At 70.7% G+C, this 26,772-nt stretch carries 25 protein-coding genes; 17 read left to right on the top strand and 8 right to left on the bottom strand.

Features of this window, described 5'->3' with window-relative positions:
- Positions 1–22: 22 nt before the first annotated feature.
- The gene (locus HF999_RS06860; protein WP_168545157.1) at positions 23–2,752 is read left to right on the top strand and encodes a bifunctional acetate--CoA ligase family protein/GNAT family N-acetyltransferase; all 2,730 of its coding nucleotides are present in this window, start codon (positions 23–25) and stop codon (positions 2,750–2,752) included.
- Between the two features lie 33 nt (positions 2,753–2,785).
- Here HF999_RS06860 and HF999_RS06855 read toward each other — a convergent pair whose 3' ends face one another.
- The 3 genes from HF999_RS06855 to HF999_RS06845 form a co-directional block, all read right to left on the bottom strand.
- Positions 2,786–3,784 carry a sigma-70 family RNA polymerase sigma factor gene (locus HF999_RS06855; RefSeq protein WP_210733544.1) on the bottom strand — a complete coding sequence of 333 codons (999 nt, stop codon included), beginning with the start codon at positions 3,782–3,784 and terminating at the stop codon, positions 2,786–2,788.
- A gap of 112 nt (positions 3,785–3,896) precedes the next feature.
- Positions 3,897–5,378: a DUF7782 domain-containing protein gene (locus tag HF999_RS06850; protein WP_168545156.1), complete on the bottom strand. Its 1,482-nt coding sequence runs from the start codon at positions 5,376–5,378 to the stop codon at positions 3,897–3,899.
- On the bottom strand, positions 5,379–5,717 hold the full coding sequence (locus tag HF999_RS06845; protein WP_168545155.1) for a DUF3099 domain-containing protein: 339 nt from the start codon (positions 5,715–5,717) through the stop codon (positions 5,379–5,381).
- 38 nt (positions 5,718–5,755) lie between these two features.
- Between HF999_RS06845 and HF999_RS06840 the strand changes: the two genes are divergently transcribed.
- A complete protein-coding gene (locus HF999_RS06840) occupies positions 5,756–5,992 on the top strand; it encodes a DUF3039 domain-containing protein (protein ID WP_068535230.1) in 237 nt (78 codons plus the stop codon).
- Here the strand turns inward: HF999_RS06840 and HF999_RS06835 are convergent, their stop codons facing one another.
- Positions 5,993–7,171: a YihY/virulence factor BrkB family protein gene (locus HF999_RS06835; protein WP_168545154.1), complete on the bottom strand. Its 1,179-nt coding sequence runs from the start codon at positions 7,169–7,171 to the stop codon at positions 5,993–5,995. It abuts the gene before it with no gap.
- A 153-nt stretch (positions 7,172–7,324) separates the two neighbouring features.
- On the opposite strand from HF999_RS06835, the gene HF999_RS06830 reads away from it, so the two are divergent.
- On the top strand, positions 7,325–9,016 hold the full coding sequence (locus tag HF999_RS06830; protein ID WP_168545153.1) for a DEAD/DEAH box helicase: 1,692 nt from the start codon (positions 7,325–7,327) through the stop codon (positions 9,014–9,016).
- 70 nt (positions 9,017–9,086) lie between these two features.
- On the opposite strand, the gene HF999_RS06825 is transcribed toward HF999_RS06830, so the two are convergent.
- Complete coding sequence (locus HF999_RS06825) at positions 9,087–9,302, bottom strand: DUF7455 domain-containing protein (RefSeq protein WP_168545152.1); 216 nt, start codon at positions 9,300–9,302, stop codon at positions 9,087–9,089.
- A gap of 146 nt (positions 9,303–9,448) precedes the next feature.
- Here HF999_RS06825 and HF999_RS06820 point away from each other — a divergent pair, with 146 nt between their 5' ends.
- Both HF999_RS06820 and HF999_RS06815 read left to right on the top strand, forming a co-directional pair.
- Positions 9,449–10,318 (top strand): EamA family transporter, encoded by an 870-nt coding sequence (locus tag HF999_RS06820; protein WP_168545264.1) that lies wholly within the window; start codon positions 9,449–9,451, stop codon positions 10,316–10,318.
- A 41-nt stretch (positions 10,319–10,359) separates the two neighbouring features.
- Positions 10,360–12,600 (top strand): M13 family metallopeptidase, encoded by a 2,241-nt coding sequence (locus HF999_RS06815; protein ID WP_246207428.1) that lies wholly within the window; start codon positions 10,360–10,362, stop codon positions 12,598–12,600.
- Here the strand turns inward: HF999_RS06815 and HF999_RS06810 are convergent.
- Genes HF999_RS06810 through HF999_RS06800 form a run of 3 tightly spaced genes read right to left on the bottom strand, consistent with a single transcriptional unit; the run spans position 12,587 to position 15,163 of the window.
- Positions 12,587–13,339, bottom strand: coding sequence for a rhomboid-like protein (locus HF999_RS06810; RefSeq protein WP_168545151.1), 753 nt, complete (start codon positions 13,337–13,339; stop codon positions 12,587–12,589). The two genes, HF999_RS06815 and HF999_RS06810, sit on opposite strands and share 14 nt — an antisense overlap.
- Positions 13,340–13,373: 34 nt before the next feature.
- Complete coding sequence (locus tag HF999_RS06805; RefSeq protein ID WP_168545150.1) at positions 13,374–14,531, bottom strand: acyl-CoA dehydrogenase family protein; 1,158 nt, start codon at positions 14,529–14,531, stop codon at positions 13,374–13,376.
- Positions 14,532–14,548: 17 nt separating this feature from the next.
- Positions 14,549–15,163, bottom strand: coding sequence for a TetR/AcrR family transcriptional regulator (locus HF999_RS06800; RefSeq protein WP_168545149.1), 615 nt, complete (start codon positions 15,161–15,163; stop codon positions 14,549–14,551).
- A 159-nt stretch (positions 15,164–15,322) separates the two neighbouring features.
- Between HF999_RS06800 and HF999_RS06795 the strand changes: the two genes are divergently transcribed.
- From HF999_RS06795 to HF999_RS06740, 12 genes are all read left to right on the top strand, one after another.
- The gene (locus tag HF999_RS06795; protein ID WP_168545148.1) at positions 15,323–16,540 is read left to right on the top strand and encodes an acetyl-CoA C-acetyltransferase; all 1,218 of its coding nucleotides are present in this window, start codon (positions 15,323–15,325) and stop codon (positions 16,538–16,540) included.
- Between the two features lie 208 nt (positions 16,541–16,748).
- The gene (locus tag HF999_RS06790) at positions 16,749–17,501 is read left to right on the top strand and encodes an SDR family oxidoreductase (RefSeq protein ID WP_168545147.1); all 753 of its coding nucleotides are present in this window, start codon (positions 16,749–16,751) and stop codon (positions 17,499–17,501) included.
- A 3-nt stretch (positions 17,502–17,504) separates the two neighbouring features.
- Positions 17,505–18,311, top strand: a complete 807-nt coding sequence (locus HF999_RS06785; RefSeq protein ID WP_168545146.1) for an SDR family NAD(P)-dependent oxidoreductase — start codon at positions 17,505–17,507, stop codon at positions 18,309–18,311.
- On the top strand, positions 18,308–19,297 hold the full coding sequence (locus tag HF999_RS06780) for an NADPH:quinone oxidoreductase family protein (protein ID WP_168545145.1): 990 nt from the start codon (positions 18,308–18,310) through the stop codon (positions 19,295–19,297). Before HF999_RS06785 ends, HF999_RS06780 begins: the two co-directional genes overlap by 4 nt.
- Positions 19,294–20,013, top strand: coding sequence for an HAD family hydrolase (locus HF999_RS06775; protein WP_312854049.1), 720 nt, complete (start codon positions 19,294–19,296; stop codon positions 20,011–20,013). Before HF999_RS06780 ends, HF999_RS06775 begins: the two co-directional genes overlap by 4 nt.
- Positions 20,010–20,762 carry an SDR family oxidoreductase gene (locus HF999_RS06770; RefSeq protein WP_168545144.1) on the top strand — a complete coding sequence of 251 codons (753 nt, stop codon included), beginning with the start codon at positions 20,010–20,012 and terminating at the stop codon, positions 20,760–20,762. Before HF999_RS06775 ends, HF999_RS06770 begins: the two co-directional genes overlap by 4 nt.
- Positions 20,763–20,774: 12 nt before the next feature.
- Entirely contained in the window at positions 20,775–21,227 is a 453-nt protein-coding gene (locus HF999_RS06765; RefSeq protein WP_168545143.1) for a MaoC family dehydratase, read from the top strand.
- Positions 21,227–22,243, top strand: a complete 1,017-nt coding sequence (locus HF999_RS06760; RefSeq protein WP_168545142.1) for a phosphotransferase family protein — start codon at positions 21,227–21,229, stop codon at positions 22,241–22,243. The genes HF999_RS06765 and HF999_RS06760 overlap by 1 nt, the downstream gene beginning before the upstream one ends.
- A 3-nt stretch (positions 22,244–22,246) precedes the next feature.
- Positions 22,247–23,479: an acyl-CoA dehydrogenase family protein gene (locus tag HF999_RS06755; protein WP_168545141.1), complete on the top strand. Its 1,233-nt coding sequence runs from the start codon at positions 22,247–22,249 to the stop codon at positions 23,477–23,479.
- Complete coding sequence (locus tag HF999_RS06750; RefSeq protein ID WP_168545140.1) at positions 23,476–24,663, top strand: acyl-CoA dehydrogenase family protein; 1,188 nt, start codon at positions 23,476–23,478, stop codon at positions 24,661–24,663. The genes HF999_RS06755 and HF999_RS06750 overlap by 4 nt, the downstream gene beginning before the upstream one ends.
- Positions 24,660–25,745: an acyl-CoA dehydrogenase family protein gene (locus HF999_RS06745; protein ID WP_168545139.1), complete on the top strand. Its 1,086-nt coding sequence runs from the start codon at positions 24,660–24,662 to the stop codon at positions 25,743–25,745. The genes HF999_RS06750 and HF999_RS06745 overlap by 4 nt, the downstream gene beginning before the upstream one ends.
- 46 nt (positions 25,746–25,791) lie before the next feature.
- Complete coding sequence (locus HF999_RS06740; RefSeq protein WP_168545138.1) at positions 25,792–26,772, top strand: phosphotriesterase family protein; 981 nt, start codon at positions 25,792–25,794, stop codon at positions 26,770–26,772.

The following is a 26,772-nucleotide window of genomic DNA, read 5'->3' as shown; positions in this document are numbered from 1 at the left end:
GGACTCGACCCGGAGGATCCCCGTGACTGACGAATCCCCCCTGCACCCGTCCGGCCCCGCGACCGATCCGTTCCCCGCGCCGGCCCAGCAGCCGCACTCCGGTCCCTACGAGTTCCCGGTGCACTGGGTGGCGGACGTCCTCGCCTCCGACGGCGGCGTCGTGCACCTGCGGCCCGTGGTTCCCGACGACGCCGACGCGATGGTGGAGTTCCACGCCGGCCTGTCCGAGCGCACGCGGTACCTGCGCTACTTCGGCCCCTATCCGGTGATGCCGCCGCGCGACGTGGCGAGGATGACCACCGTCGACCACGAGCAGCGGGTGTGCCTGCTCGCGATCCTCGGCGGGAAGATCATCGCCGTCGGTCTCTACGAGGGCCTCGCGGATTCGGGCAAGCCGACCTCCGCGGAGGTCGCGTTCGTCGTCGCGGACGAGCACCAGGGGCGGGGCCTCGGGCCGATCCTGCTCGAGCACCTCGCCGGCGCCGCCGCGGAGAACGGCTTCCACCGGTTCGAGGCGGAGGTGCTCGCCGAGAACCGGTACATGGTGGGCGTGTTCAAGGCCGCCGGCTACGAGTTGCGGCGCAGCTTCGACGGCAGCGTCGTGCACGTGGAGTTCGGAATCGATCCGACGGAGGCGCTGGTCGCCGTCCGCAACGCCCGCGAGCTCGCGTCCGAGGCGCGCAGCGTGAGCAACGCCCTGCAGCCCACCTCGATCGCCGTCATCGGCGCGTCGACGACGCCCGGCAAGGTCGGACACGCGGTGCTGCGCAACATCATCGCCGGTGACTTCGCCGGCCCCGTCTACCCCGTGCACCCGGACCGGCGCTCCGTGGCCGGGATTCGGGCCTACGAATCGGTGCGCGACATCCCCGACCAGGTCGACCTCGCCGTGGTCGCGGTGCCCGCGGACAACATGGACCAGGTGCTCGACGATTGCCTCGCCAAGGACGTCCGGACCCTGCTGGTCGTCTCGTCGGGCTTCTCGGACGCCGGAGGGCGGGGCAAGGAGTCCGAGCAGCGGCTGCTGTCGGCGGTGCGCTCGCACGGTATGCGCCTCATCGGACCGAACGCGCTCGGCGTCGTCAACACCGACGGCGAGGTCCGGCTCAACGCGACGCTGGCCCCCGTCGTCCCCGGCCGCGGCAATGTCGGGTTCTTCTGCCAGTCCGGCGCGCTGGGGATCGCGATCCTCGACACCGCCGCCACTCGCGGCGTGGGCCTGACGACCTTCGTCTCCGCCGGCAACCGCGCCGATGTCTCCGGCAACGACGTGCTGCAGTACTGGGACACCGACGACGCCACCGAGGTCGTGCTGCTCTACCTCGAGAGCTTCGGCAACCCGCGCAAGTTCGGTCGGATCGCGCGCCGCCTCGCGCGGCAGAAGCCGATCGTCGCGGTGCACCGGGGCGGCATCGACGTCGACCGGCGGCGCCGCGGATCGGAGGCGCTGTTCGAGAACTCCGGTGTGGTACAGGTCGATTCGATCCCGGAGCTGTTCGACTGCGCGACCTTCTTCAGCTATCAGCCACTGCCGGCGGGGCCGCGGGTCGCGGTCATCGGCAACTCGACGGCGCTGGGGATCCTCGCGACGCACACGGGGATCCGCAAGGGCCTCGACGTCGCGCAGCCCGTCGACCTCGGTGCCGCCGCGACGCCGGAGGAGTTCGGGGCCGCGATCGACGCCGCCCTCACCGATCCGGAGGTCGACGCGATCATCGCGGTCTTCGTGCCGCCGGTCGAGGCGCCGCCCGAGGCCCACGCCGCCGTCCTGCTCGAGGCGTCGAAGAAGCAGATCAAGCCGATCGTCTCGACCTTCCTGGCCTTCGACGGCGTCACGGAGTTGCTCGCCGCCACCGACGAACACGGGGTGCGGGTGCGCGGCTCGGTGCCCTCGTACCCCGAGCCGGAGCGGGCGGCGCGCGTCCTGGCCCACGGCTGGCGGTACGCGCAGTGGCGCGCCCGCCCCGCCTCGGACACCACCCGGCCCGAGGGCACCGATGTGGAGACGGCCCGTACCCGGGTACGGGAGTGGCTCGCGCCGTTGGAATCCGACGGTGCCTCCGCGCCGTCGGGCGGATCCGTCACGCTGAGCTTCGAGCGGAGCGCGGAACTGCTGCGGCTCTACGGGATCGACGTGGTGCCCTTCGAGGTCGCGTCGTCCTCCGAGGATGCGGTCGCCGCCGCGGAGCGCCTCGGCTACCCGGTCGCGGTCAAGGCGATGGGGGAGCGCTGGCGCCTGCGTGCCGACCTCGCCGCGGTCCGGTTGGACCTCGCCGGACCGCAGGCCGTGGCCGACGCGTTCCGGGAACTGACGGACGCCACCGGCGAGACCACGCTGCACGTGCAGCGCATGGCGCACAAGGGGATCGGCTGCGCCGTCGGGTACGAGAACGACCGGCGCATCGGCCCGCTGCTGTCCTTCGGGCTCAGCGGGGCGGTCCCGGAGCTCCTGGGGGACAGGGCGTACCGTCTGCTCCCGCTGACGGACGCGGCGGCGCAGGACCTGCTCACCGCCACCCGCTCGGCGCCTCTGCTCGACGGCTTCGCGGGCGAGGCGGGCGTCGACCGCGCCGCGCTCACCGAGGTCGTGACGCGGATCGCCGCGCTGGCGTACGAGGTCCCGGAGATCGCGTCCATCGATTGCCAGCCGATCCTCGCGACCACGGACGGGGCGTCCGTGCTGTCGACGGTGATCCGGATCGGGCACGCCGACGATGTCCTCGCCCAACAGGTGGAACCGCGCCGGCTGTAACAGCCGACGCGGTTCCTTCGGAAGGGGTGGTCCCTAGCTCGCGTACGCGCGCAGGCGGTCCGCCCGCTCGCCGTTGCGGAGCTTGCTCATGACCTCGCGCTCGATCTGGCGCACCCGCTCGCGGGAGAGGCCGAACAGCTTGCCGATCTGGTCGAGCGTGCGCGGCTGACCGTCCTCGAGGCCGTAGCGCAGGCGGATGACCTGCTGCTCCCGCTCGTCGAGCGTGGCCAGCACCGAGCGCACGTCGCTGTGCATGAGCCGTGAGATCACGGCCGACTCGGCGGAGGCGGCCTCGGCGTCCTCGATGAAGTCGCCCAGCGGCGCCTCCTCGTCGGAGCCGACGGGCATGTCGAGGCTCACCGGATCCCGCGAGTGGTCCATCAGGTCGGCGATCTTCTCGGCCGGGATGCCCGACTCGGCGGCCAGCTCGGCGTCGGTGGCCTCGCGGCCCAGCTGCTGGTGCAGCTCACGCCGGATGCGGGCCAGCTTGTTCACCTGCTCCACGAGGTGGACGGGCAGCCGGATGGTGCGCGACTGGTCGGCCATGCCGCGCGTGATGGCCTGGCGGATCCACCAGGTGGCGTAGGTCGAGAACTTGAAGCCCTTGGCGTAGTCGAACTTCTCCATCGCGCGGATGAGCCCGAGGTTGCCCTCCTGGATCAGGTCCAGCAGCGGCATGCCGCGGCCCGTGTAGCGCTTGGCCAGCGACACCACCAGGCGCAGGTTCGCCTCCAGCAGGTGCTGCCGCGCGGCCTGTCCGTCGCGGACGATGAACGCCAGGTCACGCTTCTTCGACGCGGCCATCCGCTTCTTGGTGGCCAGTAGATGCTGGGCGTAGAGCCCCGCCTCGATCCGCTTGGCCAGCTCGACCTCGTCCTCCGCGGTCAGCAGAGCGGTGCGGCCGATGCCGTTCAGGTACACCCGCACCAGATCCGCGGCGGGGCTCTGGGCATCGAGATCGGCCTCGGTCAGCGGGGGCCGCACCCGATCAGCGGGGCGGGCGGTGCTAGCGGTGTTGACGCGGTGTGCCATGTGGCTGCCTCCTGTTCGCCGGTACATGAGGTTCAACGGACGGCGGGCGCGCAGAGTTCCCGAGCCCGGATCGTCTGACCTGCGAAAACGCGGAGACGTTCTGAGAAGTTGCTTAGAGGAAGGTTACAAATCCGTGCCGGTGGAGATCCGCGAGCAGGCGGCGGGCCGGTTCGGTCAGATCGTCCGCGCCGGTCGCGGCCTCGAGCAGGATCACCAGGTCCTCGGTCGTGAGCTCCCCGCGGCATCCCGCGAGCAGCCGGGCGCCGGCGTCGTCGATCTCGTGGGTCCACCGCGGGCCGGACATCCGGGTCGCCCGCACCGCCACCTCGTCCCAGCCCTCGTCGCCGTCGCGCACCGACACCCGCTCGAGCGCGATGTCGTCGCCGAGCAGCGGTCGCGCGGCGTCCAGGTCGAGGTCGCGAAGCCGGGTCATCCGGGCGAAGTGCTCGGGCACCTCGTCGCCGAGCGGGTCGTCGAAGGGATGCGAGAGCTCCTCGCAGACCACCTCGGACGGGCCGTCGATCGACCGCAGGAACACGAACCCGAAGCCGATGCCGGTCACCGCCGCGTCGGCGAGGTGCGCGAGCCACCGATCGGACTTCGCACGGCCCTCGCCGACGCGCGGGTCGAGTCCCTCGTCCCGCAGCCACGTGCCGACGTACAGCGCGGGGTCGGCCACGTCGCGCTGGAGCACCCACGCCGCGATGCCCTCGGACGGGAGCCAGGACGCCACGCGCGCCTGCCAGGCCTCGTCGTCGCGGTGCACCCAGGAGGCGAGCAGCGCGGCGGTCCCGCCGTCCGCCAGGTGCGCCGGCGCGCCGCGCACCACCAGCTCCGAGGCGCCGTCGAGGTCGAGGCCCGAGTCGCGGTAGGTGTGGTCGACGCGGCCCTCACCCACGACGAAGGGCGGGTTCGCGAGCAGGAGGTCGAAGGTGCGCCCCGCGACCGGCGCGAACCAGTCACCGGTCAGGACCTCGACATCGACGCCGTTCAGTGCCGCCGACGCCGCGGCGAACCCCGCGGCCCGGTCGCTGACATCGGTGGCCGTCACGACGCCCGCGAACCTCGCGGCGGCACACGCGTGCACGCCGCAGCCCGTTCCCAGGTCGAGGACGCTGCCCACCGGCTGGCGGGGTGTGGCCCGCAGCAGCGACTGGGAGGCGTGGCCCACGCCGAGCACGTGCTCGCGGTGTTGCGGGTGCGGCCGCATGAGGCCGTCGAGGTCGGAGACGAACCACTGCGGCCCGTCCGGCAGGTCCAGCGGTCGCAGGCTCAGCGCCGCGCGCACGCGCGACGGATCGTCCGGATCGGGCTCGAGCAGCCCCGCCGCGACCGCCTCGTCGACGGTGACCGGGGCGAGCGCACCGTCGACCTGGGAACGGGGCACGGGCGCTGCGGCCAGGAACAACCTGATCATGACGTCGAGCGGCGCGCCGCCGGGCGCCGCGGCCTCGACGGGGCCGGGCTCGCCCCGCGACAGGCAGCCGTAGGCCTCACCCAGACGGTGGGCGACAGACGATTCCGCGAAGTCGGCGGCGGCCAGCACGGGGCCGAGCCGCCGGCACAAAGGTGCCAGGGCGGGGGAGAGACGCACCTACTCGCCGTGTCCCGGGAGCGTCGTGATCGGGTGGCCCTGCAGCGCGAGGCGATCCAGCTTGCGGCGGGTGAACCGGTCCGGCGCGCCCTTGCGCTTGCGGGGCCGGTCGTTCGCGCGGATCACCGCGATCCACGGGATCGGGATGGACCCGGCCAGCACAGCCAGCGCGACGACCCAGTTGCCGGTCGCCGTGTAGATCCAGGCGGAGATGACGAGCGCGGGAATGCGGATGGCCATGATCAGCAGGTATCGCCGCACACGGCGCCGGTACTGCTCCTCGTACGACTCCTCCGCGTCGGTGATGACGTACGTGCCGTCTTCCTCCTGATTTCCCACCCTTCGATCGTCCCACTGCGCCTGGCAGAATGAAAGTCATGAGCACGAAGACCCTGGAGAAGCCGGACGTCGATGTCGACGCCGACACCGGCAACGACGACGACACCCCCAAGTTCTTCCACTACGTGCGGAAGAACAAGATCGCGGAGTCGGCCGTGATGGGCAACTACGTGGTGGCGCTGTGCGGGGAGACCTTCCCGGTCACCAAGTCGGCGAAGCCCGGCTCGCCCGTGTGCCCCGAGTGCAAGAAGATCTACGACCGCATGAAGAAGTAGTCAGCGGGGCCCGACCCGCGGTGCGGGGCGGGGCGGCGCGGACCGCTCGGGCTCGGGCTCGGGGCGCTGCCGCCGCCGGATCGGGTCGGTGGCGCGGCGCAGCCCCTCCGCCGCGGCCTTGCCGGGGTCGGAGATGCCGACCTCCTTGATCTGCTCGACCACCCAGTCGCGCAGCTGGTCGGTGCGGATCTCCCGCGCGGGCCAGCGGGCCTGCAGCGCGGCGTTGAACTCGGCGCCCACCATCACGGCGAAGCCCAGGAAGAACGTGAACAGCAGGAACGCGATCGGGGTCGCGAGCGCGCCGTAGGAGATCCCCCGCCCCGACGCGATGAAGGACAGGTAGACCCGCAGCCCCGTCGACGCGACCAGGAAGATGAGCGCGGCGAGCGCGGCACCGGGCAGGTGGCGATACCAGGGCAGCGGGTGCGGCAGCGCCTGCCGGTAGAGCAGCGCCAGTCCGCCGACCAGCATGAGCACGACGAAGGGCAGGTACCCGAAGTCGATGAGCTGCGCGACGGCCGGATGCCACGACGTGGGGATGTACTTGACCAGGAAGGTCGGTCCCAGCGCTACCAGCGGGAGCGTGAACACCGCGATCACCAGGAACTCGACGTAGAGCACCAGGGCGAACAGTCGTTGGAACACGGGATTGCGCACCGTGTGCTGGTCGTGCGCCATGTTGATCGAGTCGACGTACGAGGACAACGCGGACGACCCGGCCCACAGCGCCAGGATGAAGCCGACCGACGCGACATCGCCGCGGCCCTGTTGGAGCACCCCGTCGACCATGGGGCGGATGATCTCGTCCACCACGTTCGGCGTGAACACCCGGAGCCCGAAGGAGATGATCCGGTCGTGGATCACGCCGATGGTGTCGGGGCCGAACCAGTTCGCGACGTAGCCGATGAGGCCCATCAGCGCCAGTAGCAGCGGCGCCAGCGACAGGGTGGTCCAGAAGGCGGCCTGGGCGCTGTGCCCGACGATCGAATCGTCCCAGGACTTGACGACGGTGCGCCACAGCACGGCGGGCATGTCCCGCACCACGGCCCACGCGCGCAGGTGCAGCGGGGCGCGCCGGGGGCGGTCCAGGTCACGCGTGTGCGGGCCCGGATCGACCGGCCCCGCATCCTTCGCGGGACTCTGCTGCCGGCCCGGAGCCGGTCCCTCTGCGTCGTCCATCGCGGTCCAGTCTTCCGCACCGGGGCCGATCACGTCGGAACCGGGATCGGCGCGTGTTGCGAGTAGACTCTTCCAGGGTTCACGATCGACCCGCCCGCGCTCGCAACACCTGCCGGGTGGGCTTCTCTTCGCGGTATAGGGGTGCGTTTCTCGATGGCGGTTTCACTTCGTGTCTGGCAGCGCCGTGCGCTCACGAAGTACCTGACCGCGAAGCCGCAGGACTTCCTCGCGGTGGCGACGCCGGGTGCCGGTAAGACGACCTTCGCGCTGCGGGTGGCCTCCGAGCTGCTCGCCGACCGCACCGTCGAACGCGTCACGGTGGTCGCGCCCACGGAGCACCTGAAGTACCAGTGGGCCGAGGCCGCCGCGCGCAGCGGTATCAACCTCGACCCGAACTTCACCAATTCGGGCGGTAGCACGTCGTCGGATTTCGACGGGGTCGTGATCACCTACGCCCAGGTCGGCATGCACCCGTACAAGCACCACGCGCGCACCACCGCCTACAAGACCCTGGTCATCCTCGATGAGATCCACCACGCGGGCGACGCCAAGAGCTGGGGCGAGGGCGTGCGCGAGGCCTTCGAGGGCGCCACTCGACGGCTCGCTCTGACCGGCACCCCGTTCCGCAGCGACGACAACCCGATCCCGTTCGTGACCTATGAGCCGGAGTTCGGCGGCGGCCAGCGGTCGAAGGCGGACCACGTGTACGGCTACTCGGACGCGCTGGCCGACGGGGTCGTGCGTCCCGTGGTCTTCCTGGCCTACTCGGGCCAGGCCAGCTGGCGCACCAGCGCCGGCGAGGAGTTCACGGCGCGGCTCGGCGAGCCGCTCAGCAAGGAGCAGACGGGGCGCGCGTGGCGAACTGCGCTCGACCCGCACGGCGACTGGATCCCCGCGGTGCTGCAGGCCGCGAACACCCGGCTCGATCAGCTCCGTCGGGCGATGCCCGACGCGGGCGGCCTCGTCATCGCCACCGATCAGTCCACCGCGCGCGACTACGCCGAACTCCTCGAGGAGATCAGCGGCGAGAAGGTCACCGTGGTGCTCTCCGACGATCCGACGGCGTCGAAGCGGATCTCGGCCTTCGCCGAGGGCACCGACAAGTGGATGGTCGCCGTGCGCATGGTGTCCGAGGGCGTCGACGTCCCGCGGCTCGCCGTCGGTGTGTATGCGACGAGCGCGTCCACGCCGCTGTTCTTCGCCCAGGCGATCGGGCGCTTCGTGCGACTGCGCGTGCCCGGCGAGACGGCGAGCGTCTTCCTGCCCTCGGTGCCCGTCCTGCTCGACCTCGCGGCGAAGCTGGAGGAGCAGCGCGACCACGTGCTCGGCAAGCCGCACCGCGAGTCCGACGGGCTCGAGGACGCGCTGCTCATCGACGCCAACAAGCAGAAGGACGAGCCGGGCGAGGAGGAGAAGGCCTTCGTCTCGCTGCATGCCGACGCCGAGCTCGACCAGCTCATCTACGACGGATCCTCGTACGGCACCGCGACTTTCGCGGGCAGCGAGGAGGAGGCCGACTACCTGGGCCTCCCGGGTCTGCTCGACGCCGAGCAGATGCGCGCGCTGCTGCAGCAGCGGCAGAAGGAACAGGTCGGCGGTCGGTCGGCGGCCGAGGAACGGCCCGCGCCGCCGCCCGAGGTCGAGGAGCGCGCCACCGCCGGCGCGCAGCTCTCGGCGCTGCGGCGCGAGCTCAATTCACTGGTCGCGATGCATCACCACCGCACGGGCAAACCGCACGGCGTGGTGCACAACGAGCTGCGCAGCAGGCTCGGTGGCCCGGTCACCGCGATGGCCTCGGCCGATCAATTGCGCGAACGCATCGCCGCGCTCCGTACCTGGAAGTGACCGGGAGACGAAGGCGCCGCGCATCCGGAAGTAGGGCGGATGCGCGGCGCCTTCGGCCGGGATCGGAGACTTACACGGTGAGGGGCTCGGTCACGACCGTCGCACCCTGGGCGTCGAGCTTGTCCCGATGCTCGGAGAAGTGATGGCCGCAGAAGAGCAACTCGAAGCCCGAGGGGAGAACCGCTCGGACCTGGGCGGCCGCCGCGCAGCGATCACAGCGATCGGACGCGGTGAGGGGAGCGAAGGCATCGCCCGCGGGGGCCTCTGAAGTGACAGTGTTCGTCATGATTCCTCCGTTCCTAGGTGAACCGTTCTTACATCTCTTTATACGTTCGAGGATACCGATTTGTTCCACCGCATCCGGGAGGCGGGCGGCATGTTCTCGGAGGGTGAACAAAACCGGTTGAGCGGGCCCTTAGGCTGGGCAACGTGATGCCGCTGATGATCCCCGCGATGTTCGTGATCGGGGCGATCAGCCAGTACGTGGGCGCATCGCTCGGCGTCGGCCTATTCGAGTCGCTCTCGCCCGTCGCGGTGGCGTGGTTGCGGGGCGCGGGAGCCGGCCTGATCCTGATCCTGGCGCTGCGGCCGCGCCGCAGGAACTGGTCCGCCGCGCGGCTGCGCGTCGCGGCCCTGTTCGGCACCGTGACGGTGCTCATGAACATGGCCTTCTACGAGGCGATCGCGCACATCGACCTCGGCACCGCCGTCGCGATCGAGTTCCTCGGGCCGATCACCGTCGCGGTCGCGGGGTCGCGGCGCACCGTCGACCTGCTCGCCGCCGCCGCGGCGCTGGTCGGGGTGGTGTGCGTGGCGGGCGTGAACATCACTGCGGTGTCCGGGTACGACGGTGCCGTCGGCGTCGGATTCGCACTGCTCGCAGCGGGCCTGTGGGCCGGGTACATCGTGATCGGCAAGCGCGTCGCCGACGCGGGCGGCGGCATCGAGGGCCTCGGCGTGGGGCTGGCGGCCGGCGCGCTGGTGCTGGCGGTGCCCGCCCTGGCCCCCGATCTGGTCGCTCGCCCCGGGGCCTTCCTGCAGTGGGAGGTGTGGATTCTCGGGCTCGGGCTCGGCCTGCTCAGCTCGGTGATCCCGTACGTGCTGGACCAGGTGGTGCTGGGCCGGGTCGGCCGTGCGCGGTTCGCGCTGCTGCTCGCTCTCCTGCCGGTCACGGCGACCGGCGTCGGCGCGGTGATGCTGGGCCAGCGCCCCGGCTGGATCGAGGCGGTCGGGATCGCGCTCATCGTGATCGCGATCGTCGTCACCTCGCGGGATACGACGAACCCCGACCCGGGTAGTTAGTACATCGCACGGTCGACCCGGCGATCGGGTTAGATGCGGATATGGACTCTGGCTCAGTACACCCGTCGGCATCCGGCTCCGTGCACCCGCCGCGCGACCGGGACCCCTTCGGCGGCCCCTCATCGGCCGGTTTCAACCGTCGGCGCTTCCTCGCCGGGTTCGGCGTCCTGGCGGGTGCCGGCGTGCTCGCGGCCTGCGGCGTCTCGGGGCCGGGCGGCGGACCGTCGACCTCCGCCGCCCCGCCGCGCCCCCTGACCGGCCCGGACCTCTCGGGCGTCGCCCCGGGCGTGCGGCCGCAGGACGACCTGTTCCGGCACGTCAACGGCGCGTGGTACGAGGGCTTCACGATCCCCGCCGACAAGGCCTCGTTCAACACCTTCACCGATCTGTCCGACCGGGCGCTCGACCAGCTCAAGGTCATCATCGAGAGCATCAAGGATCCCCGGACGCGCAGTGCCGAGGCGAAGATCCGGGACGTGTACGACTCGTTCATGGACACGGCGCGGATCGATGCGGCGGGCGCCGACCCGATCAAGCCCGATCTCGAGGCGATCGACAAGGCGGCCGACAAGGACGCGCTGCTCGACGTGACCGGCGCGCATCAGAAGCAGGGTGTGAGCGGGCTCGTCGGCTACTACGTCGACACCGACCAGAAGGATTCGTCGAAGTACGTGCTCAATCTGGTGCAGTCGGGCATCGGCCTGCCCGACGAGGCGTACTACCGGGACGCCAAGTACGCCGACGTGCGCGACAAGTACCGCGCCTACCTCGAGAAGGTCGCCTCGCTCGCGGGGCTGTCGGACCCGCCCGCCGTCGCCGCCCGGGTGCTCGCGTTCGAGACCTCCGTCGCGAAGGGCCACTGGGACCGGGTGCGCTCGCGCGATGCGACCAACACCTACAACCCGTACCCGTGGTCGGAGCTGGGCAAGCTGGCGCCCGGCTACGACTGGAACCGCTGGCAGAAGGCCGTGGGGATCAAGGCCGAGGATGCGAAGAACATCGTCGTGGCGCAGCCGAGTTTCCTGACCTCCGCGGCCAAGCTGTGGGCGGACACCGATCTGGACACTCTCAAGGACCACGCCCGGATCCAGGTGGTGCGGGCCTACGCCGCGTACCTCGCGGCGCCGATCGTGACCGCCAACTTCGAGTTCTACTCGAAGACGCTCAGCGGCGTGGAGCAGCAGCGCGATCGGTGGAAGCGCGGCGTCGCGGTCGTCGAGGGGGCACTGGGCGAGGCGCTGGGGGAGCTGTACGTCAAGAAGCACTTCCCCGCCGACGCCAAGAAGCAGGCCGAGCAGCTGGTGAACAACCTGCGCAGCGCCTACCGCGCGAGCTTCGAGGACCTCGACTGGATGACGCCCGCCACCCGGCGGGCGGCCGCGGCGAAGCTGGAGAAGATCCGCACCAAGATCGGCTACCCCGATCAGTGGCGCGACTACTCGGACCTGAAGACCGACTCGAAGTCGATCGTCGACAACGTCCGCGCGTCCGGCGAGTTCGACAACGCCTACCAGCTCGCGAAGCTCGCCAAGCCCGTGGACAAGGGCGAGTGGCTGATGACTCCGCAGACGGTCAACGCCTACTACAACCCCGGCATGAACGAGATCGTCTTCCCGGCGGCGATCCTGCAGTCGCCGTTCTTCTCCCCGGACGCGCAGTCCGCGGTCAACTACGGCGGGATCGGCGCGGTGATCGGGCACGAGATCGGCCACGCCTTCGACGACCAGGGGGCCAAGTACGACGGTGACGGCAACCTCAAGGACTGGTGGGAGCCCGCCGACCGGGCCGAGTTCGAGAAGCGGACGAAGGCGCTCATCGCCCAGTACGACGTGCTGGTGCCCGCGGGACTCCCGCCGGAGAACAAGGTCAACGGCGGCCTCACGGTGGGGGAGAACCTCGCCGATCTCGGCGGGCTGTCGATCGCCGTGGCCGCCTACCGGATCGCCGTCGCCAACCGCGACCCCGGTACCGAGGGGGCGGGGCGGGCGAGCGCCGCGCCGTCGGCGAGTACGAGTGCCGGGGCGAGCGCGGCACCGTCGGGCAGCGCGGCACCGGCGTCCGGGCCGGACCTGACGCCCCTGTTCCTGAGCTGGGGACGGATCTGGCGCAACAAGGCCCGGCAGGCCGCCGCGATCCAGTCCCTGGCGACGGATCCGCACGCGCCCAACGAGTTCCGTGCGAACCAGGTGGTCAAGAATGTCGGTTCCTTCGCCGACACCTTCGGCGTCAAGCCCGGCGACGGCGAGTGGCTGGACCCGAAGGACCGGGTCAGGGTGTGGTGACCCGGAACCGCCAGGTCCAGTTCGCGGCGCGGCGGCGGATCGACGGGATCCGGGTCACGGGGTAGAGCAGGTAGCCGAGCAGGACCGCGCGCAAGTGCCCGAGCGTGGAGTAGAGCCCGAAGAAGGGCATGCTCAGCTGCACCAGGATCGGCAGGGCCAGCATCGCCGCGACGCGCCAGCGCCACGACGTGATCAGGTAGACCATGAGCCCCGCGAGGCACAGACTGCCGTAGCTCACGCCCACGTCGATCATGCCCTGCACGTCGAGGTCGTCGGTGAGGATCCCGTGCGCGAGGAGGCGATTCGCCGACAGCACCGAGATCAGCGAGGCGGTGGCGCTGCCCGCGAAGTACACCATGGGCATGCCCGCGTGGCCCAGCCACCGCTCGGCCGGTCCGAGCACCAGCAGGGTCATCAGCGTGACGAACGGGATGTCGACCGGTTCGATCCACAGCGCGGACGTGATCAGCGACTGCAACGGGTGGGAGCCGAACTGCTCGAGGTTGGTGCTGTGCGCCTCGAGCACCTGCTCGCCGAGGCTGTGCGGCAGCCCGAGCAGCATCACGGTGTTCGACATCACGACCAGCCACATCAGGGCGGCGACGGGGCTCGCTCGGACCCATGCGCGTGCGTACCGGGCGATGCCGAGTATCCGCTCGGAGCCCGGCCCCGCACGCCGCACGTTCCAGGCCGCGGCGCCGCAGAGCGCGACCGCGACCAGGCCGATCAGCAGGTCCATCCGCTCAGTCAATCACCGCGGCGCACGGCGGTCGCTACAGCCCCATGTCCTTGGCGATGATCGACTTCATGACCTCGGAGGTGCCGCCGTAGATGCGGTTGACGCGGTTGTCGGCGTAGAGGCGGGCGATCGGGTACTCGTTCATGTAGCCGTAGCCGCCGTGCAGCTGCAGGCAGCGGTCGATGACATCGGAGGCGGCCTCGGTGCAGAACAGCTTGAGCGAGGCGGCGTCGGCGGCGGTCAGCTTGCCGGCGTCGTGCAGCTCGATGCCGCGGTCCACGCTGGACTCCATCGCGTCGAGCTTCGCCTTGCACGCCGCGAGCTCGAACTTGGTGTTCTGGAACGAGGCGACGGGCTTGCCGAAGATGTTGCGCTGCTCGGTGTACTCCTGAGCGAACGCGATCGCGGCCTTGGCCTGCGCGTACGCGCCGTTGGCGATCGACAGGCGCTCCTGCGGGAGGTTCTGGCCGAGGTAGCCGAAGCCCTTGTTCTCCTCGCCGAGCAGGTCCTCGACGGGGACCTTGACATCGGTGAAGGACAGCTCCGCCGTGTCCGAGATCTTCAGGCCGAGCTTGTCGAGCTTGCGGCCCACCTCGTAGCCGGGGAGCGTGGTGTCCACGACGAGGAGGGAGATGCCGAACCGGCGGTCCTCCGCCGTGGCGGGGGAGGTCCGTGCGCACACGATGACCCGGTCGGCGTTCACGCCGCCCGTGATGAAGGTCTTCGACCCGTTGAGCACGTAATGCGTGCCGTCGTCGGAGAGCTTGGCGGTGGTCTTCATGCCGGCCAGGTCGGAGCCGGTACCCGGCTCGGTCATGGCGATGGCGAACATGTTCGTGCCGTCGACGAAGCCGGGCAGCCAGCGCTGCTTCTGCTCGTCGGTGCCGTACTTCATCAGGTAGGGCAGGCACAGGTTGACGTGCACGCCGCTGCCGCCGAAGGACACGCCCGCGCGGGCGCACTCCTCGGCGATGATCGCCTCGTACTTGAAGGTCTCCTCGCCGGCGCCGCCGAACTCCTCGGGGACCTCGATCCCGAAGATGCCCAGTTCGCCGAGCTTGCGGTAGAAGTCCTTCGGGACGATGCCGTTCGCGTACCACTCCTCGAAGTGCGGAACGACCTCCGCCTCGATGAAGGAGCGGAGGGTGTCGCGGAAGGCCTCGTGGTCCTCGGTGTAGATGGTGCGCAGCATGGTGTTCTCCTTCGGTTCTACTGCTGGGGGTCCGGTGTGGTCGCGCCGACGGTGCGCAGGGCCAGGTCCGCGTAGAAGTCGCCGATCCGCTCCGGGGTGATCTCTCCGCCGTCGTGGTACCAGCGGCCGATGTCGATGCCGCTGGACAGGACGGCGATCGTCGCCATCCGCGGATCGGGCGTGTCGAACGAACCGTCGGCCACTCCGGCGTCGACGATCGCGCGCATGCGCCGGGTGATCTCGCGACGCAGGGCGCCGATCTCGGAGCGGTGCTCCGGGGTCAGGGCGTCGAGCTCGTAGTTCACCACGCGCACGCTGGTGTGCGCCGTCGCGTGGTGACCGGCGAACGCGCGGACGGCGCGGGCCAGCCGATCGGCGGGGGAGTCCGCGGCGTCATCGACGGCGTCGATCGCGTCGATGATCCGCTGGTGTCCGAACTTCGAGAGGTGGTGTAGCAGTTGCTCTTTCGATTTGTAGTGCACATAGACGGCGGCGGGACTCATGCCTGCGGCCGCGGCGATGTCGCGGGTGGTGGTGCCGTGGAAGCCGCGCTCGGCGAAGGCGGCCGCGGCAGCGGCCAGCAAACGGGCCCTGGTCGCGTCCGCGCGGGACGGCGCGTCGGGATCGGTCATCGTCTCCCCTTCCGGGTGCGCCAACGCACGGCGGTCTGCCTATTGTGAACGGGACCACAGCGGCGGGCGGATTGACGCTCGCGCCGCAGTGGTGCAGAGTGGATGGTACACCGCTAAGCGAGCGCTTAGTAAATTGTGGTTCGAACTCGGAGGTCTCTCATGCCCGAAGCCGTCATCGTCTCCACCGCGCGGTCGCCCATCGGTCGCGCCGCGAAGGGCTCGCTCAAGGACGTCCGTCCGGACGACCTGTCGGTCCAGATGGTGCGTGCCGCGCTGGCCAAGGTCCCCGAGCTGGACCCGCGCGACATCGACGATCTGATGTTCGGCTGCGGCCAGCCGGCCGGCGAGTCGGGCTTCAACATCGCCCGCGTCGTCGCCGTCGAGTCCGGCCTCGACCACCTGCCCGGGGTCACCGTCAACCGGTACTGCAGCTCGAGCCTGCAGACCACCCGAATGGCCTTCCACGCCATCAAGGCGGGCGAGGGTGAGGTCTTCCTCTCGGGCGGCGTCGAGACCGTCAGTCGCTACATCAAGGGCAATGCCGACGGCCTGCCGGACACCAAGAATGCCCTGTTCGCCGACGCCGAGGCGCGCACCGCGACCTTCGCCGCGGGTGGGCAGACCTGGGTCGACCCGCGCGAGAACGGCCTCCTGCCCGATGTCTACATCGCCATGGGCCAGACCGCGGAGAACGTCGCGCAGTTCAAGAACGTCAGCCGCCAGGACCAGGACGAGTGGGGCGTGCGGAGCCAGAACCGCGCCGAGGCCGCCATCGCCTCGGGCTTCTGGGCCAAGGACATCACCCCGGTCACGCTCGCCGACGGCACCGTCGTCTCCCAGGACGACGGTCCGCGCGCGGGCGTCACCTATGAGGGCATCGCCGGGCTCAAGCCCGTCTTCCGTCCGGACGGCACCGTCACGGCCGGCAACTGCTGCCCCCTCAACGACGGTGCCGCCGCCGTGGTGATCATGTCCGACACCAAGGCCAAGGCGCTCGGCCTCACGCCGCTCGCCCGCATCGTCTCGACCGGCGTCACGGGCCTCTCGCCCGAGATCATGGGGCTGGGCCCCGTCGAGGCGTCGAAGCAGGCGCTGCAGCGCGCGGGCCTGTCCATCGGCGACATCGACCTCATGGAGGTCAACGAGGCCTTCGCGGCGCAGGTGATCCCGTCGGTCCGTGACCTGGGTATCGATGCGGACAAGGTGAACGTCAACGGCGGCGCGATCGCCATCGGCCACCCGTTCGGCATGACGGGCGCGCGGATCACCAGCACTCTGATCAACTCGCTGCAGTGGCACGACAAGCAGTTCGGCCTGGAGACCATGTGCGTCGGCGGCGGCCAGGGCATGGCGATGATCATCGAGCGGCTGAGCTGACGGTTCCGTCCCGCCCGGCGATCGGAGCGGCCCGCGCCTGTGCGCGCGGGCCGCTCCGTCGTTTCCGGGGGCCTGCGACGGGTGGGTTCAGTACTGTGTGAGAAGAGTCACAGGGCTGCGTACTCCGGAGGGGTCGTCACGGCGCGGGGTGTGTCCTAAGCTACAAAATAAGCGAGCGCTTAGTCAGTTTGAACGGAAGGTGTGCAGCATGACCCGATTCGCCGGGAAGACCGCGATCGTCACGGGAGCCAGCCGGGGCATCGGCCTGGCCATCGCCCAGCGGCTGGTGGCCGACGGTGCGAAGGTCGTCATCACGGCCCGCAAGCAGGAGGCGCTCGATGCCGCGGTCGCCGAGCTCGGTGGCCCGGAGTCCGCGGTGGCCGTCGCCGGCTCGGGCGACGACACGGCGCACCAGGACGAAGCGATCGCGACCGCGATCGAGACCTTCGGCAGCGCTGACTTCTTCGTCAACAACACCGGTATCAACCCGGTGTACGGCCCGCTGATGGACCTGGACATCGACGCCGCACGCAAGATCTTCGAGGTCAACGTGCTCTCCACCCTGTCCTGGACCAAGAAGGTCCACGCCGCGTGGCAGTCCGAGCACGGCGGGGCCATCGTCAACGTGGCCTCCGTCGCCGGCCTGCGCCCGGCGCCCGGTATCGCCTTCTACGGCGTCACCAAGGCGGCGGTCATCCATCTCACCGAGGAGCTGGCCGTCGAGCTCGGCCCGAACATCCGCGTCAACGCCGTCGCGCCCGCCGTCGTGAAGACCCGCTTCGCCACCGCGCTGTACGAGGGCCGCGAGGAGCAGGTCTCCGCGGCCTACCCTCTCAAGCGGCTCGGCGTGCCGGACGACATCGGCTCGGTCGTCGCGTTCCTGCTGTCCGACGATGCCGCCTGGATGACCGGCCAGACGCTCACCGTCGACGGCGGCGTCCTGCTCACCGGCGGGGTCTAGGCCGTGCCCGCCTTCGAACCGAACGGCCGGGGCGTCGTCGTCACCGGCGCCGGGAACGGCATCGGTGCCGCGCTGGCCCGGGAGCTGGGTTCCCGCGGGGCCCGCGTCGTCGTCTCCGATCTCGATGCCGACGGTGCCGCCCGCGTCGCGGCGGAGATCACCGCTGCGGGCGGTACCGCCGTCGCGGTGCCGGGTGACGCGGCCTCGGAGGAGGGCGTGACGGCACTCGTCGAGACCGCCCGCCGCGAGCTCGGCACGATCGACGCCTGGTACGCCAACGCCGGCGTCGACCGGGGCCGTGGCCTCGCGGCGCCCGAATCCGACTGGGACATCTCGCTGCAGGTCAACGTCATGGCTCACGTGCGCGCCGCGCGGCTGCTGGTCCCGCAGTGGGTGGCCGACGGCGGTGGCCGGTTCGTCGTCACCGCCTCGGCGGCGGGACTGCTCACGATGATCGGTGCGCCCGCCTACTCGGTCTCCAAGCACGCCGCCGTCGCCTTCGCGGAGTGGTTGTCCGTGACCTACCGGCATCGCGGGGTCGTGGTCCAGGCCATCTGTCCGCAGGGCGTGCAGACCCGCATGCTCGAGCAGTCGGGCGACCTCGAGGAACTCCTGAGCCGGGACACGGCGCTCACCCCCGAGCAGGTCGCGACGCAGGCGGTGGACGCTCTCGCCGGTGACGAGTTCCTGATCCTCCCGCACCCCGAGGTGGCGGGCTACTACGCGGCCCGTGCGGGCGCCACCGACAAGTGGCTGCACGGCATGAACAAGCTCCAGCAGCGGCTGGAAGACAAGGAGAGCACACGATGAGGGCATGGCAGGTCCCCGAACTGGGCGAGCCGCTCGCGGTGCTGCGGGAGGCGGACCTCCCCACACCCGAGCCCGCCGCGGGCCAGGTCGTGGTGCGCACCCGCGCGACCGCGGCGAACTTCCCCGATGTGCTCATGTGTCGCGGCCTCTACCAGGTCAAGCCGGACCTCCCGTTCACGCCGGGCGTCGAGCTGTGCGGCGAGATCACCGCGATCGGCGAGGGTGTCGAGGGCTTCGCCGTGGGCGACCGGGTGCTCGGCGGCGCGGCGCTCCCCGCCGGCGGATTCGCCGAGTACGCCGTCCTGAACGCCGCGCAGACCTTCCCCGCACCGGCCTCGCTGGACGACGCGCAGGCCTCCTCACTGTTCATCGGCTACCAGACCGGCTGGTTCGGGCTGCACCGCCGGGCGCACCTGCAGCCCGGTGAGACGCTGCTGGTGCACGCCGCCGCCGGCGGGGTCGGCAGCGCCGCCATCCAGCTCGGTAAGGCCGCCGGCGCCAGGGTGATCGGCGTCGTCGGCGGCGAGGCGAAGGCGGAGGTGGCCCGAGCGCTCGGCGCGGACGTCGTGATCGACCGGCACACACAGGATTTCGTCGAGGTCGTCAAGGCCGAGACCGGCGGCCGCGGCGCCGACGTGATCTACGATCCGGTCGGCGGCGAGACCTACCAGCGATCGACCAAGTGCATCGCCTTCGAGGGCCGGATCCTCATCATCGGGTTCGCCGGCGGCACCATCCAGGAGGCCGCCCTCAACCACGCCCTGATCAAGAACTACTCGATCGTGGGCTTGCACTGGGGCCTGTACAACGCGTACGACCCCGCCGCCATCCAGCAGTGCCATGCCGAGTTGACCGCGCTCGCGGACCAGGGATCGGTGAATCCGCTGGTGAGTGAACGGCTCTCCTTCGACGAGGTCCCCGACGGGTTGCAGCGCCTCGCCGACGGCAGCACGGTGGGTCGCGTGGTCTACCAGGCGGACCGGTGACGGCACCGTCGGGCGCGGCGGGCCGTGACATCGATCCCGCGGCGCACCGCGAGGTGGACGCTGTGCTGTTCGACTACGGCGGCGTCCTCACCGAGCCGATGCGCCACAGCATCGAGGCGTGGATCGCGGACGAGGGCATCGAGCGGGCCGGGTTCACCGCCACGCTCAAGTCCTGGCTCGGCCGCGGCGCCGCCGCCGGGAGCCCGATCCACCGGCTCGAGACCGGCGAGCTCCCCGAGGCCGCGTTCGACGCCGAGTTCGCCGCGGCGCTGCGCACGACCTCGGGGGAGCCGGTGAATCCCGACGGCGTGCTGCGCCGCATGTTCGCGCGGATCCAGGAGGATCCGGCGATGTGGGAGCTCGCGGAGGACCTGCACGCCGCGGGCGTGCCCGTCGCCATCGTCTCCAACAGCTGGGGCGGCGGGAACCTCTATCCCCGTGCGCGTCTCGCCGCACTCTTCGCGCCCGTGATCATCTCGGAGGAGGTGGGGCTGCGCAAGCCCGACCCCGCGATCTTCACGCTCGCGCTCGATCGGCTCGGTGTCCCGCCGGAGCGCGCGGCGTTCATCGACGACGCGATCCCCAATGTCGACGGCGCCGCCGCCCTCGGCATCCGCGCCGTGCACCACACCGACCCCACCACCACCCGGGCCGCGCTGACCGACCTCGTTCCCGCGCTCGCCCGCCGTACGTCCCCACAGAAGGAGTTCTCATGACCCAGCGCATCGCCATCGTGACCGGAGCCGCCCGCGGCATCGGCGCCGAGGTCGCCGCCCGCCTCGCCTCCGACGGCCACGCCGTCGCCGTGCTCGACCTCGACGAGGCCGCCTGCCAGGAGGTCGCCGACCGGATCACCGCCGCCGGCGGCCGCGCGATCGGCGTCGGCGTCGATGTCTCGGACGAGGAGAAGGTGACCAGCGCGGTCTCCCGCGTCGCCGAGGAACTGGGCCCGCCCACCATTCTGATCAACAACGCCGGCATCATCCGCGACAACCTGATCTTCAAGATGACCGTCTCCGACTGGGATTCGGTGATGGGCGTGCACCTGCGCGGTGCCTTCCTGATGTCGCGCGAGGTGCAGAAGTACCAGACCAAGGAGGGCTGGGGCCGTATCGTCAACCTGTCGTCGACCTCGGCGCTCGGCAACCGCGGGCAGGCCAACTACTCGGCGGCCAAGGCCGGCATGCAGGGCCTGACGAAGACCCTCGCCCTCGAGCTGGGCCGGTTCGGCGTCACCGCCAACGCGATCGCCCCCGGCTTCATCGCCACCGATATGACCGCCGCCACCGCAGAGCGCATGGGCATCTCCTTCGAGGACTTCAAAACCGCTGCGGCCAAGGAGATCCCCGTGCAGCGCGTCGGCCTGCCCGCGGACATCGCCCACACGGCCAGCTTCTTCGCGAGCGAGGGTGCCGGCTTCGTCTCCGGTCAGGTGGTCTACGTCGCCGGCGGACCGAAGGACTAGGGGCACAGCATCATGCGCGTACTCAAGGGACTCGAGGAGCTGCAGGCCGCCGTCGGCGAGCACCTCGGCTACAGCGACTGGGTCGAGATCGACCAGCAGCGCATCGACATGTTCGCCGAGGCGACCGGGGATCACCAGTGGATCCACGTCGACCCGGAGAAGGCGAAGGCCGGGCCGTTCGGCACGACCATCGCCCACGGCTACCTCACCCTCTCGCTGATCCCCATGCTGACGTGGCAGATCTACACCGTCGAGGGAACGAAGATGGGGGTGAACTACGGCAGCAACAAGGTTCGCTTCCCTGCGCCCGTCCCCGTGGGCTCGCGCGTGCGGGCCGGCGTCGAGCTGGTGTCCGTCACCCCGGGCGGCGGCGGACAGCAGGTGATCGCGAAGGTGACTATCGAGATCGAGGGCAGTGAGCGCCCCGCGTGCGTCGGCGAGATCGTCTCGGTGGTGGTGTTCTGATGACCGAGCGGCATCCGGGCCTCGACCTCGATGTCCTCGGCGCCTGGCTTCCGCAGCACGTGCAGGGCGCGGGCACCGACCTCGAGGCGGTCCTCATCGCGGGGGGCAAGTCCAATCTCACCTACCGAATCTCCGACGGTGCCTCCCGGTGGATCCTGCGCCGCCCGCCGGTCGGCAAGCTGCTGGCCACGGCGCACGACATGGGTCGCGAGTACCGCATGATGTCGGCGCTCGCGGGCACCGCCGTGCCGGTGCCCGTGATGTACGCCTTCTGCGACGATCCCGCGGTGCTCGGTGCGCCGTTCTACGTCATGAGCGAGATCGACGGCGTGCCCTACCGGCGCGCCTCCGAGCTCGTGGCGCTCGGCGCCGACCGCACCCGCGCGATCTCCGAGCGACTCGTGGACACCCTGATCGAGCTGCACCACGTCGATCCCGCGAGCGTCGGCCTCGCCGACTACGGCCGCCCCGAGGGCTTCCTGGGCCGTCAGGTGCAGCGCTGGCGCAAGCAGTTCGCCGCCGCGCACACCCGTGACCTGCCGAAGGTCGACGAGCTCTTCGCGGCACTGGAGAAGCGGGTCCCCGCGGACGCCGCGCCCGGGATCGTGCACGGCGACTACCGCCTCGACAACGTGCTCGTCTCACCGCAGGACGTGCCGGCGGCCGTCGTCGACTGGGAACTGGCCACCATCGGCGACTCGCTCACCGACCTGGCGCTGATGCTGGTGTACGGCCGTCTCGCGAAGATCTCCGCGGGCACCGTCAGCGATGTGACGGAGGCCCCGGGCTTCCTGAGCGAGCAGCAGATCATCGACCGGTACGCCGCCGGGTCCAACCGCGACCTCGGCGACCTCGGCTTCTACATCGCCCTCTCCTGCTTCAAGTTGGCGGGGATCGTCGAGGGCATCCACTACCGCTACGTGGGCGGCCAGACGGTGGGCGAGGGCTTCGCCGAGGCCGGCCAGGCCGTGAACCCGCTGCTCGACGCCGGTATCTCGGCACTGAAGGAGAACTGACACATGGAATTCGCGTACGACGCCACGACGACCGAGCTGATCGGTCGGGTCAACGACTTCATGGACGCCCACGTCTATCCGGCGGAGGAGACCTTCCACCGCCAGCTGGCCGAGCTGGACGACCGTTGGGCCTGGGACAGCGTCCCGGTGCTCGCGGAGCTCCGCGCCGAGGCCCGCAGCCGCGGCTTCTGGAACTTCTTCCTGCCCGGGGAGAACGGCGCGGGCCTGAGCAACCTGCAGTACGCGCCGCTCGCCGAGATCTCCGGCCGCAGCCTGCATCTCGCGCCCGCCGTGTTCAACTGCGCCGCGCCGGACACCGGGAACATGGAGGTGCTCAACGAGTTCGGCACCGCGGAGCAGAAGGAGCAGTGGCTCAAGCCGCTCCTGAACGGGGAGATCCGCTCCGCCTTCGCGATGACCGAGCCCGATGTCGCCAGCTCCGACGCCACCAACATCGGCCTGTCCATCGTCCGCGACGGGGATGACTACGTCATCAACGGCCGCAAGTGGTGGATCACGGGCGCGATGAACCCGAACTGCAAGGTCTTCATCGTCATGGGCAAGACCGCCCCCGACGCCGAGCGGCACCGTCAGCAGTCGCAGATCCTCGTGCCGCGGGACACCCCCGGCCTCGAGGTACTGCGCGGCATGGAGGTCTTCGGCTACGACGACCACAGCCACGGCGGCCACGCCGAGATGCGGTTCACCGACGTCCGCGTGCCCGCGAGCAACCTGATCGGCGAGGAGGGCGACGGCTTCGCCATCGCGCAGGCCCGCCTCGGGCCCGGCCGCATCCACCACTGCATGCGGTCGATCGGCGTCGCGGAGCGCGCGGTCGAGGCGATGTGCGACCGGGTCTCGGAGCGCACCGCCTTCGGCAAGCCGCTGTCCGAGCAAGGCGTCATCCGCGACTGGATCGCCGAGTCCCGCGTGCGGATCGAGCAGCTGCGCCTGCTCGTGCTCAAGACCGCGTGGCTGATGGACACCGTGGGCAACCGCGGCGCCCACACGGAGATCCAGGCGATCAAGATCGCCACGCCGCAGACCGTGCAGTGGATCCTGGACAAGGCGATCCAGGCGCACGGCGCGGGCGGCCTGTCGCAGGACTTCCCGCTCGCCGAGTACTACGCCGGCATCCGGACCCTGCGGTTCGCCGACGGGCCCGACGAGGTGCACAAGAACTCCCTCGCCCGCGCGGAGCTGAAGAAGCGCGCGGCGGCCCGGGCGCAGCGATGACGGCGCCGGGGCCGGACGAGCTCGCCCGGCGGGTCGACGAGTTCCTCGCGGCGCATCCGCCGGCCGAGACGGACCCGCTGGAGTTCCTGCGGGCCCGCTACGACGCCGGCCTCGCGTGGGTGGCGTACCCGGAGGGACGCGGCGGGCTGGGCCTCTCGCGGTCCCTGCAGCAGGCGGTCGACGCACGGTTCGCCGCGGCGGGCGCCCCCGACAACCGCAGTCATGTCAACGGCATCGGCCTGGGCATGGCCGCCCCCACGATCCTGTCCTTCGGCACGCCCGAGCAGATCGACCGCTTCCTGCGCCCGCTGTGGACGGGCGAGGAGATCTGGTGCCAGCTCTTCAGCGAGCCCGGCGCCGGCTCCGACCTCGCGGGCCTCGCGACCCGCGCGGTGCGCGACGGCGACGACTGGGTGGTCACGGGCCAGAAGGTCTGGACCTCGGGCGCGCACAACGCGCAGTGGGCGATCCTGGTCGCCCGTACCGATCCGGATCTGCCCAAGCACAAGGGCCTGACGTACTTCCTGTGCGACATGTCCGACCCGGGGATCGATGTGCGGCCGCTGCGGCAGATCACCGGCGAGGCCGAGTTCAACGAGGTCTTCCTCGAGGGCGTGCGCATCCCGGACGCCCACCGCCTCGGTGCGGTGGGCCAGGGCTGGCAGGTCGCCAATGCCACGCTCAACAACGAGCGGGTCGCGATCGGCGGTCGCGCCGCACAGCGCGAGGACGGCATGATCGGCGTCGTCGCCAGGACCTGGCGCGAGCGCCCGGAGCTGCGCACGCCGGACCTGCACGACGACCTGCTCCGCCTGTGGGTGGACAGCGAGGTCGCCCGGGTGACGGCGCAGCGACTGGGGCAGAAGCTTGCGTCCGGGCAACCCGGGCCGGAGGGCGCGGCGATGAAGCTGTCCTTCGCGCGGCTCAACCAGAAGCTGTCGGGACTCGAACTGGAGCTGCTCGCGGAAGACGGCCTGCGGTACGCGGATTGGACGATGGTCCGTCCGGACCGGGTCGACTTCTACGGCCGGGACGCCGGGTACCGCTATCTGCGGGCCAAGGGCAACTCGATCGAGGGCGGCACCTCGGAGATCCTCAAGAACATCGTGGCGGAGCGCGTGCTGGGGCTGCCGCCGGAGCACCGGGTCGACAAGGACCTGCCGTGGAAGGACGTGCCCAAGTGAGCTTCTCACCGCAGCTACTGAACACCGACGTCGAGGACGACCTGCGCGCGGCGGTGCGCGACCTGCTCGGGCGCCGCACGGCACCGGCGGACCTCATCGCTGCCTACGACGGAACCCCGGCCCCCGGGATCGACGGCGAGCTCGCCGAGATGGGGGTCGCGGGCCTGCTCGTCCCCGAGGACCTGGGCGGCGCCGGGGCAGGTGCGGCGGTGGCCGGGGTCGTCGCCGAGGAGCTCGGGGCGGCCTGCGCGGCAACGGACTTCCTCACCTCCGCGGGGATCGCCACCGCGACGGCGCTGGCCGCCGGCGCATCGGCCCTGCCGTCCCGGCTCGCCACCGGCGAGCGGTCGGCGGCCCTGGTGGTGCCCTTCTCCGTGAACCCGCACGGGCCGGTCCCGACGGTTCCCGTCGTCGACGGTGCGCTGTCGGGCACCGTGCGGTCCGTCGCCGGGGCGATCGGTGCCGATGTCCTCCTCGTCCCGGGCTCCGACGGTGCGCTGTACGCCGTCCCGGCGGCCGACACCCGGATCGAGCCGGTGTCCTCGCTGGACATGACGCGGCAGCTCGCCGACATCACCCTCGACGGCGCCCGGGGCGATGTCCTCACCGCCGACGGTGCCACCGCGGTCCGCGCGGGGCTCCTGACCGGGGCCGCGCTCCTGGCCGCCGAGCAGGCCGGTCTCGCGCGCTGGTGCGTGCTCACCACGGTCGTGTACCTCAAGGAGCGCAGGCAGTTCGGTCGGATCGTCGGCGGCTTCCAGGCGCTCAAGCATCGTCTCGCCGAGTTGTACGCCGATGCGGAATCCGCGGCGGCGGCGGCCCGGTCGGCCGCCGTCACGCTGGCGGAGCTGGGGCCGGAAGATCCCGAGAGCGTCATCGCGGTCGCCGTGGCCGCCGCATACTGTTCGGACCTCGCGGTCCGTGCCGCGGAGGAGGCGGTGCAGCTGCACGGCGGCATCGGGATGACCTGGGAGGCGCCGGTGCACCTGTACCTCAAGCGCGCCAAGGCCGACCAGATCGCGCTGGGGGCGGCCGGCCGGCACCGCACCGCACTCGCGGGCCTGATCGACCTGCCCGCCTGACAGAACCGCCCCGCCCATCACGAGTCACCGTCGGAAAGTAGGAACCATGGGAGCCGTACACACCGTCACCGGAGACGTCGACGCCGCCGACCTGGGCGTCACGCTCATGCACGAGCACGTCTTCGTGCTCACGCCGGACATCCAGCAGAACTACCCGGAGGACTTCGGCGACGAGGACGCCCGGGCGGACGACGCGGTCGCGCAGTTGCAGCGGGCGTACGACGCCGGCGTGCGGACCATCGTCGATCCGACGGTGGTCGGCCTCGGCCGCTACATCCCGCGGATCCAGCGGATCGCGGAGCGGACGCCGGTGCGGATCGTCGCGGCCACCGGCGTCTACACCTACCGGGACGTGCCGCGGTACTTCATGTACCGCGGGCCGGCCCTGACCGCGATGACGGGTATCGACTTCCCGGATCCCATGGCGGACATGTTCGTCCGGGACATCGAGCAGGGCATCGGCGACACGGGCGTGAAGGCGGGCATGCTCAAGTGCGCCATCGACCACCACGGCCTGACCGAGGGCGTGGAACGGGTGATGCGAGCAGTGGCGAAGGCGCACAACGCCACCGGCGTGCCGATCACCGTGCACACCCACCCCGGCTCGGAGACGGGCCTGTTGGTCAAGCGGGTGATGTGTGACGAGGAGGGCGTGGATCCGGCGCGGATCGTCCTGGGGCACAGTGGCGATTCCACGGACGTCGACCACCTCTCCGCGCTCGCCGATGCCGGCTTCACCCTGGGCTTCGACCGGTTCGGCATCAACCTGGAGACCACCTTCGAGGCGCGCAACGACACGCTCATCGAGATGGTGCGCCGCGGATACACCGACAAGATCGTGCTGTCGCAGGACGCGTCCTGCTACATCGACTGGATCGACCCGAATGTCAAGGCGGGCATGCTCCAGTGGCACTACACGCACGTCTTCGAGGACGTCTTCCCGTACGTGCTCGAGCGCGGTGTGACGCAGGCGCAGATCGACACCATGCTGGTCGACGTCCCGCGTCGCGTGCTGGCGGGGGAGTAG

This window comes from Tsukamurella spumae (genome assembly GCF_012396015.1).
In the GTDB taxonomy this organism is placed as follows: Bacteria; Actinomycetota; Actinomycetes; order Mycobacteriales; family Mycobacteriaceae; genus Tsukamurella; species Tsukamurella spumae.
Note: the sequence above shows the minus strand (reverse complement) of the source record. Positions and strands in the feature narration are given on the sequence as shown.

Bases quoted from the DNA above. Each gene is read 5' to 3' on its own strand.
- HF999_RS06825 (WP_168545152.1), bottom strand. From the start codon at position 9,302: ATGACGAACACTGTCACTTCAGAGGCCCCCGCGGGCGATGCCTTCGCT.
- HF999_RS06820 (WP_168545264.1), top strand. From the start codon at position 9,449: ATGCCGCTGATGATCCCCGCGATGTTCGTGATCGGGGCGATCAGCCAG.
- HF999_RS06855 (WP_210733544.1), bottom strand. From the start codon at position 3,784: ATGGCACACCGCGTCAACACCGCTAGCACCGCCCGCCCCGCTGATCGG.
- HF999_RS06770 (WP_168545144.1), top strand. From the start codon at position 20,010: ATGACCCAGCGCATCGCCATCGTGACCGGAGCCGCCCGCGGCATCGGC.
- HF999_RS06750 (WP_168545140.1), top strand. From the start codon at position 23,476: ATGACGGCGCCGGGGCCGGACGAGCTCGCCCGGCGGGTCGACGAGTTC.
- HF999_RS06800 (WP_168545149.1), bottom strand. From the start codon at position 15,163: ATGACCGATCCCGACGCGCCGTCCCGCGCGGACGCGACCAGGGCCCGT.
- HF999_RS06840 (WP_068535230.1), top strand. From the start codon at position 5,756: ATGAGCACGAAGACCCTGGAGAAGCCGGACGTCGATGTCGACGCCGAC.
- HF999_RS06805 (WP_168545150.1), bottom strand. From the start codon at position 14,531: ATGCTGCGCACCATCTACACCGAGGACCACGAGGCCTTCCGCGACACC.
- HF999_RS06740 (WP_168545138.1), top strand. From the start codon at position 25,792: ATGGGAGCCGTACACACCGTCACCGGAGACGTCGACGCCGCCGACCTG.
- HF999_RS06815 (WP_246207428.1), top strand. From the start codon at position 10,360: ATGGACTCTGGCTCAGTACACCCGTCGGCATCCGGCTCCGTGCACCCG.
- HF999_RS06765 (WP_168545143.1), top strand. From the start codon at position 20,775: ATGCGCGTACTCAAGGGACTCGAGGAGCTGCAGGCCGCCGTCGGCGAG.
- HF999_RS06780 (WP_168545145.1), top strand. From the start codon at position 18,308: ATGAGGGCATGGCAGGTCCCCGAACTGGGCGAGCCGCTCGCGGTGCTG.
- HF999_RS06760 (WP_168545142.1), top strand. From the start codon at position 21,227: ATGACCGAGCGGCATCCGGGCCTCGACCTCGATGTCCTCGGCGCCTGG.
- HF999_RS06810 (WP_168545151.1), bottom strand. From the start codon at position 13,339: ATGGACCTGCTGATCGGCCTGGTCGCGGTCGCGCTCTGCGGCGCCGCG.
- HF999_RS06795 (WP_168545148.1), top strand. From the start codon at position 15,323: ATGCCCGAAGCCGTCATCGTCTCCACCGCGCGGTCGCCCATCGGTCGC.
- HF999_RS06790 (WP_168545147.1), top strand. From the start codon at position 16,749: ATGACCCGATTCGCCGGGAAGACCGCGATCGTCACGGGAGCCAGCCGG.
- HF999_RS06835 (WP_168545154.1), bottom strand. From the start codon at position 7,171: ATGGACGACGCAGAGGGACCGGCTCCGGGCCGGCAGCAGAGTCCCGCG.
- HF999_RS06755 (WP_168545141.1), top strand. From the start codon at position 22,247: ATGGAATTCGCGTACGACGCCACGACGACCGAGCTGATCGGTCGGGTC.
- HF999_RS06830 (WP_168545153.1), top strand. From the start codon at position 7,325: ATGGCGGTTTCACTTCGTGTCTGGCAGCGCCGTGCGCTCACGAAGTAC.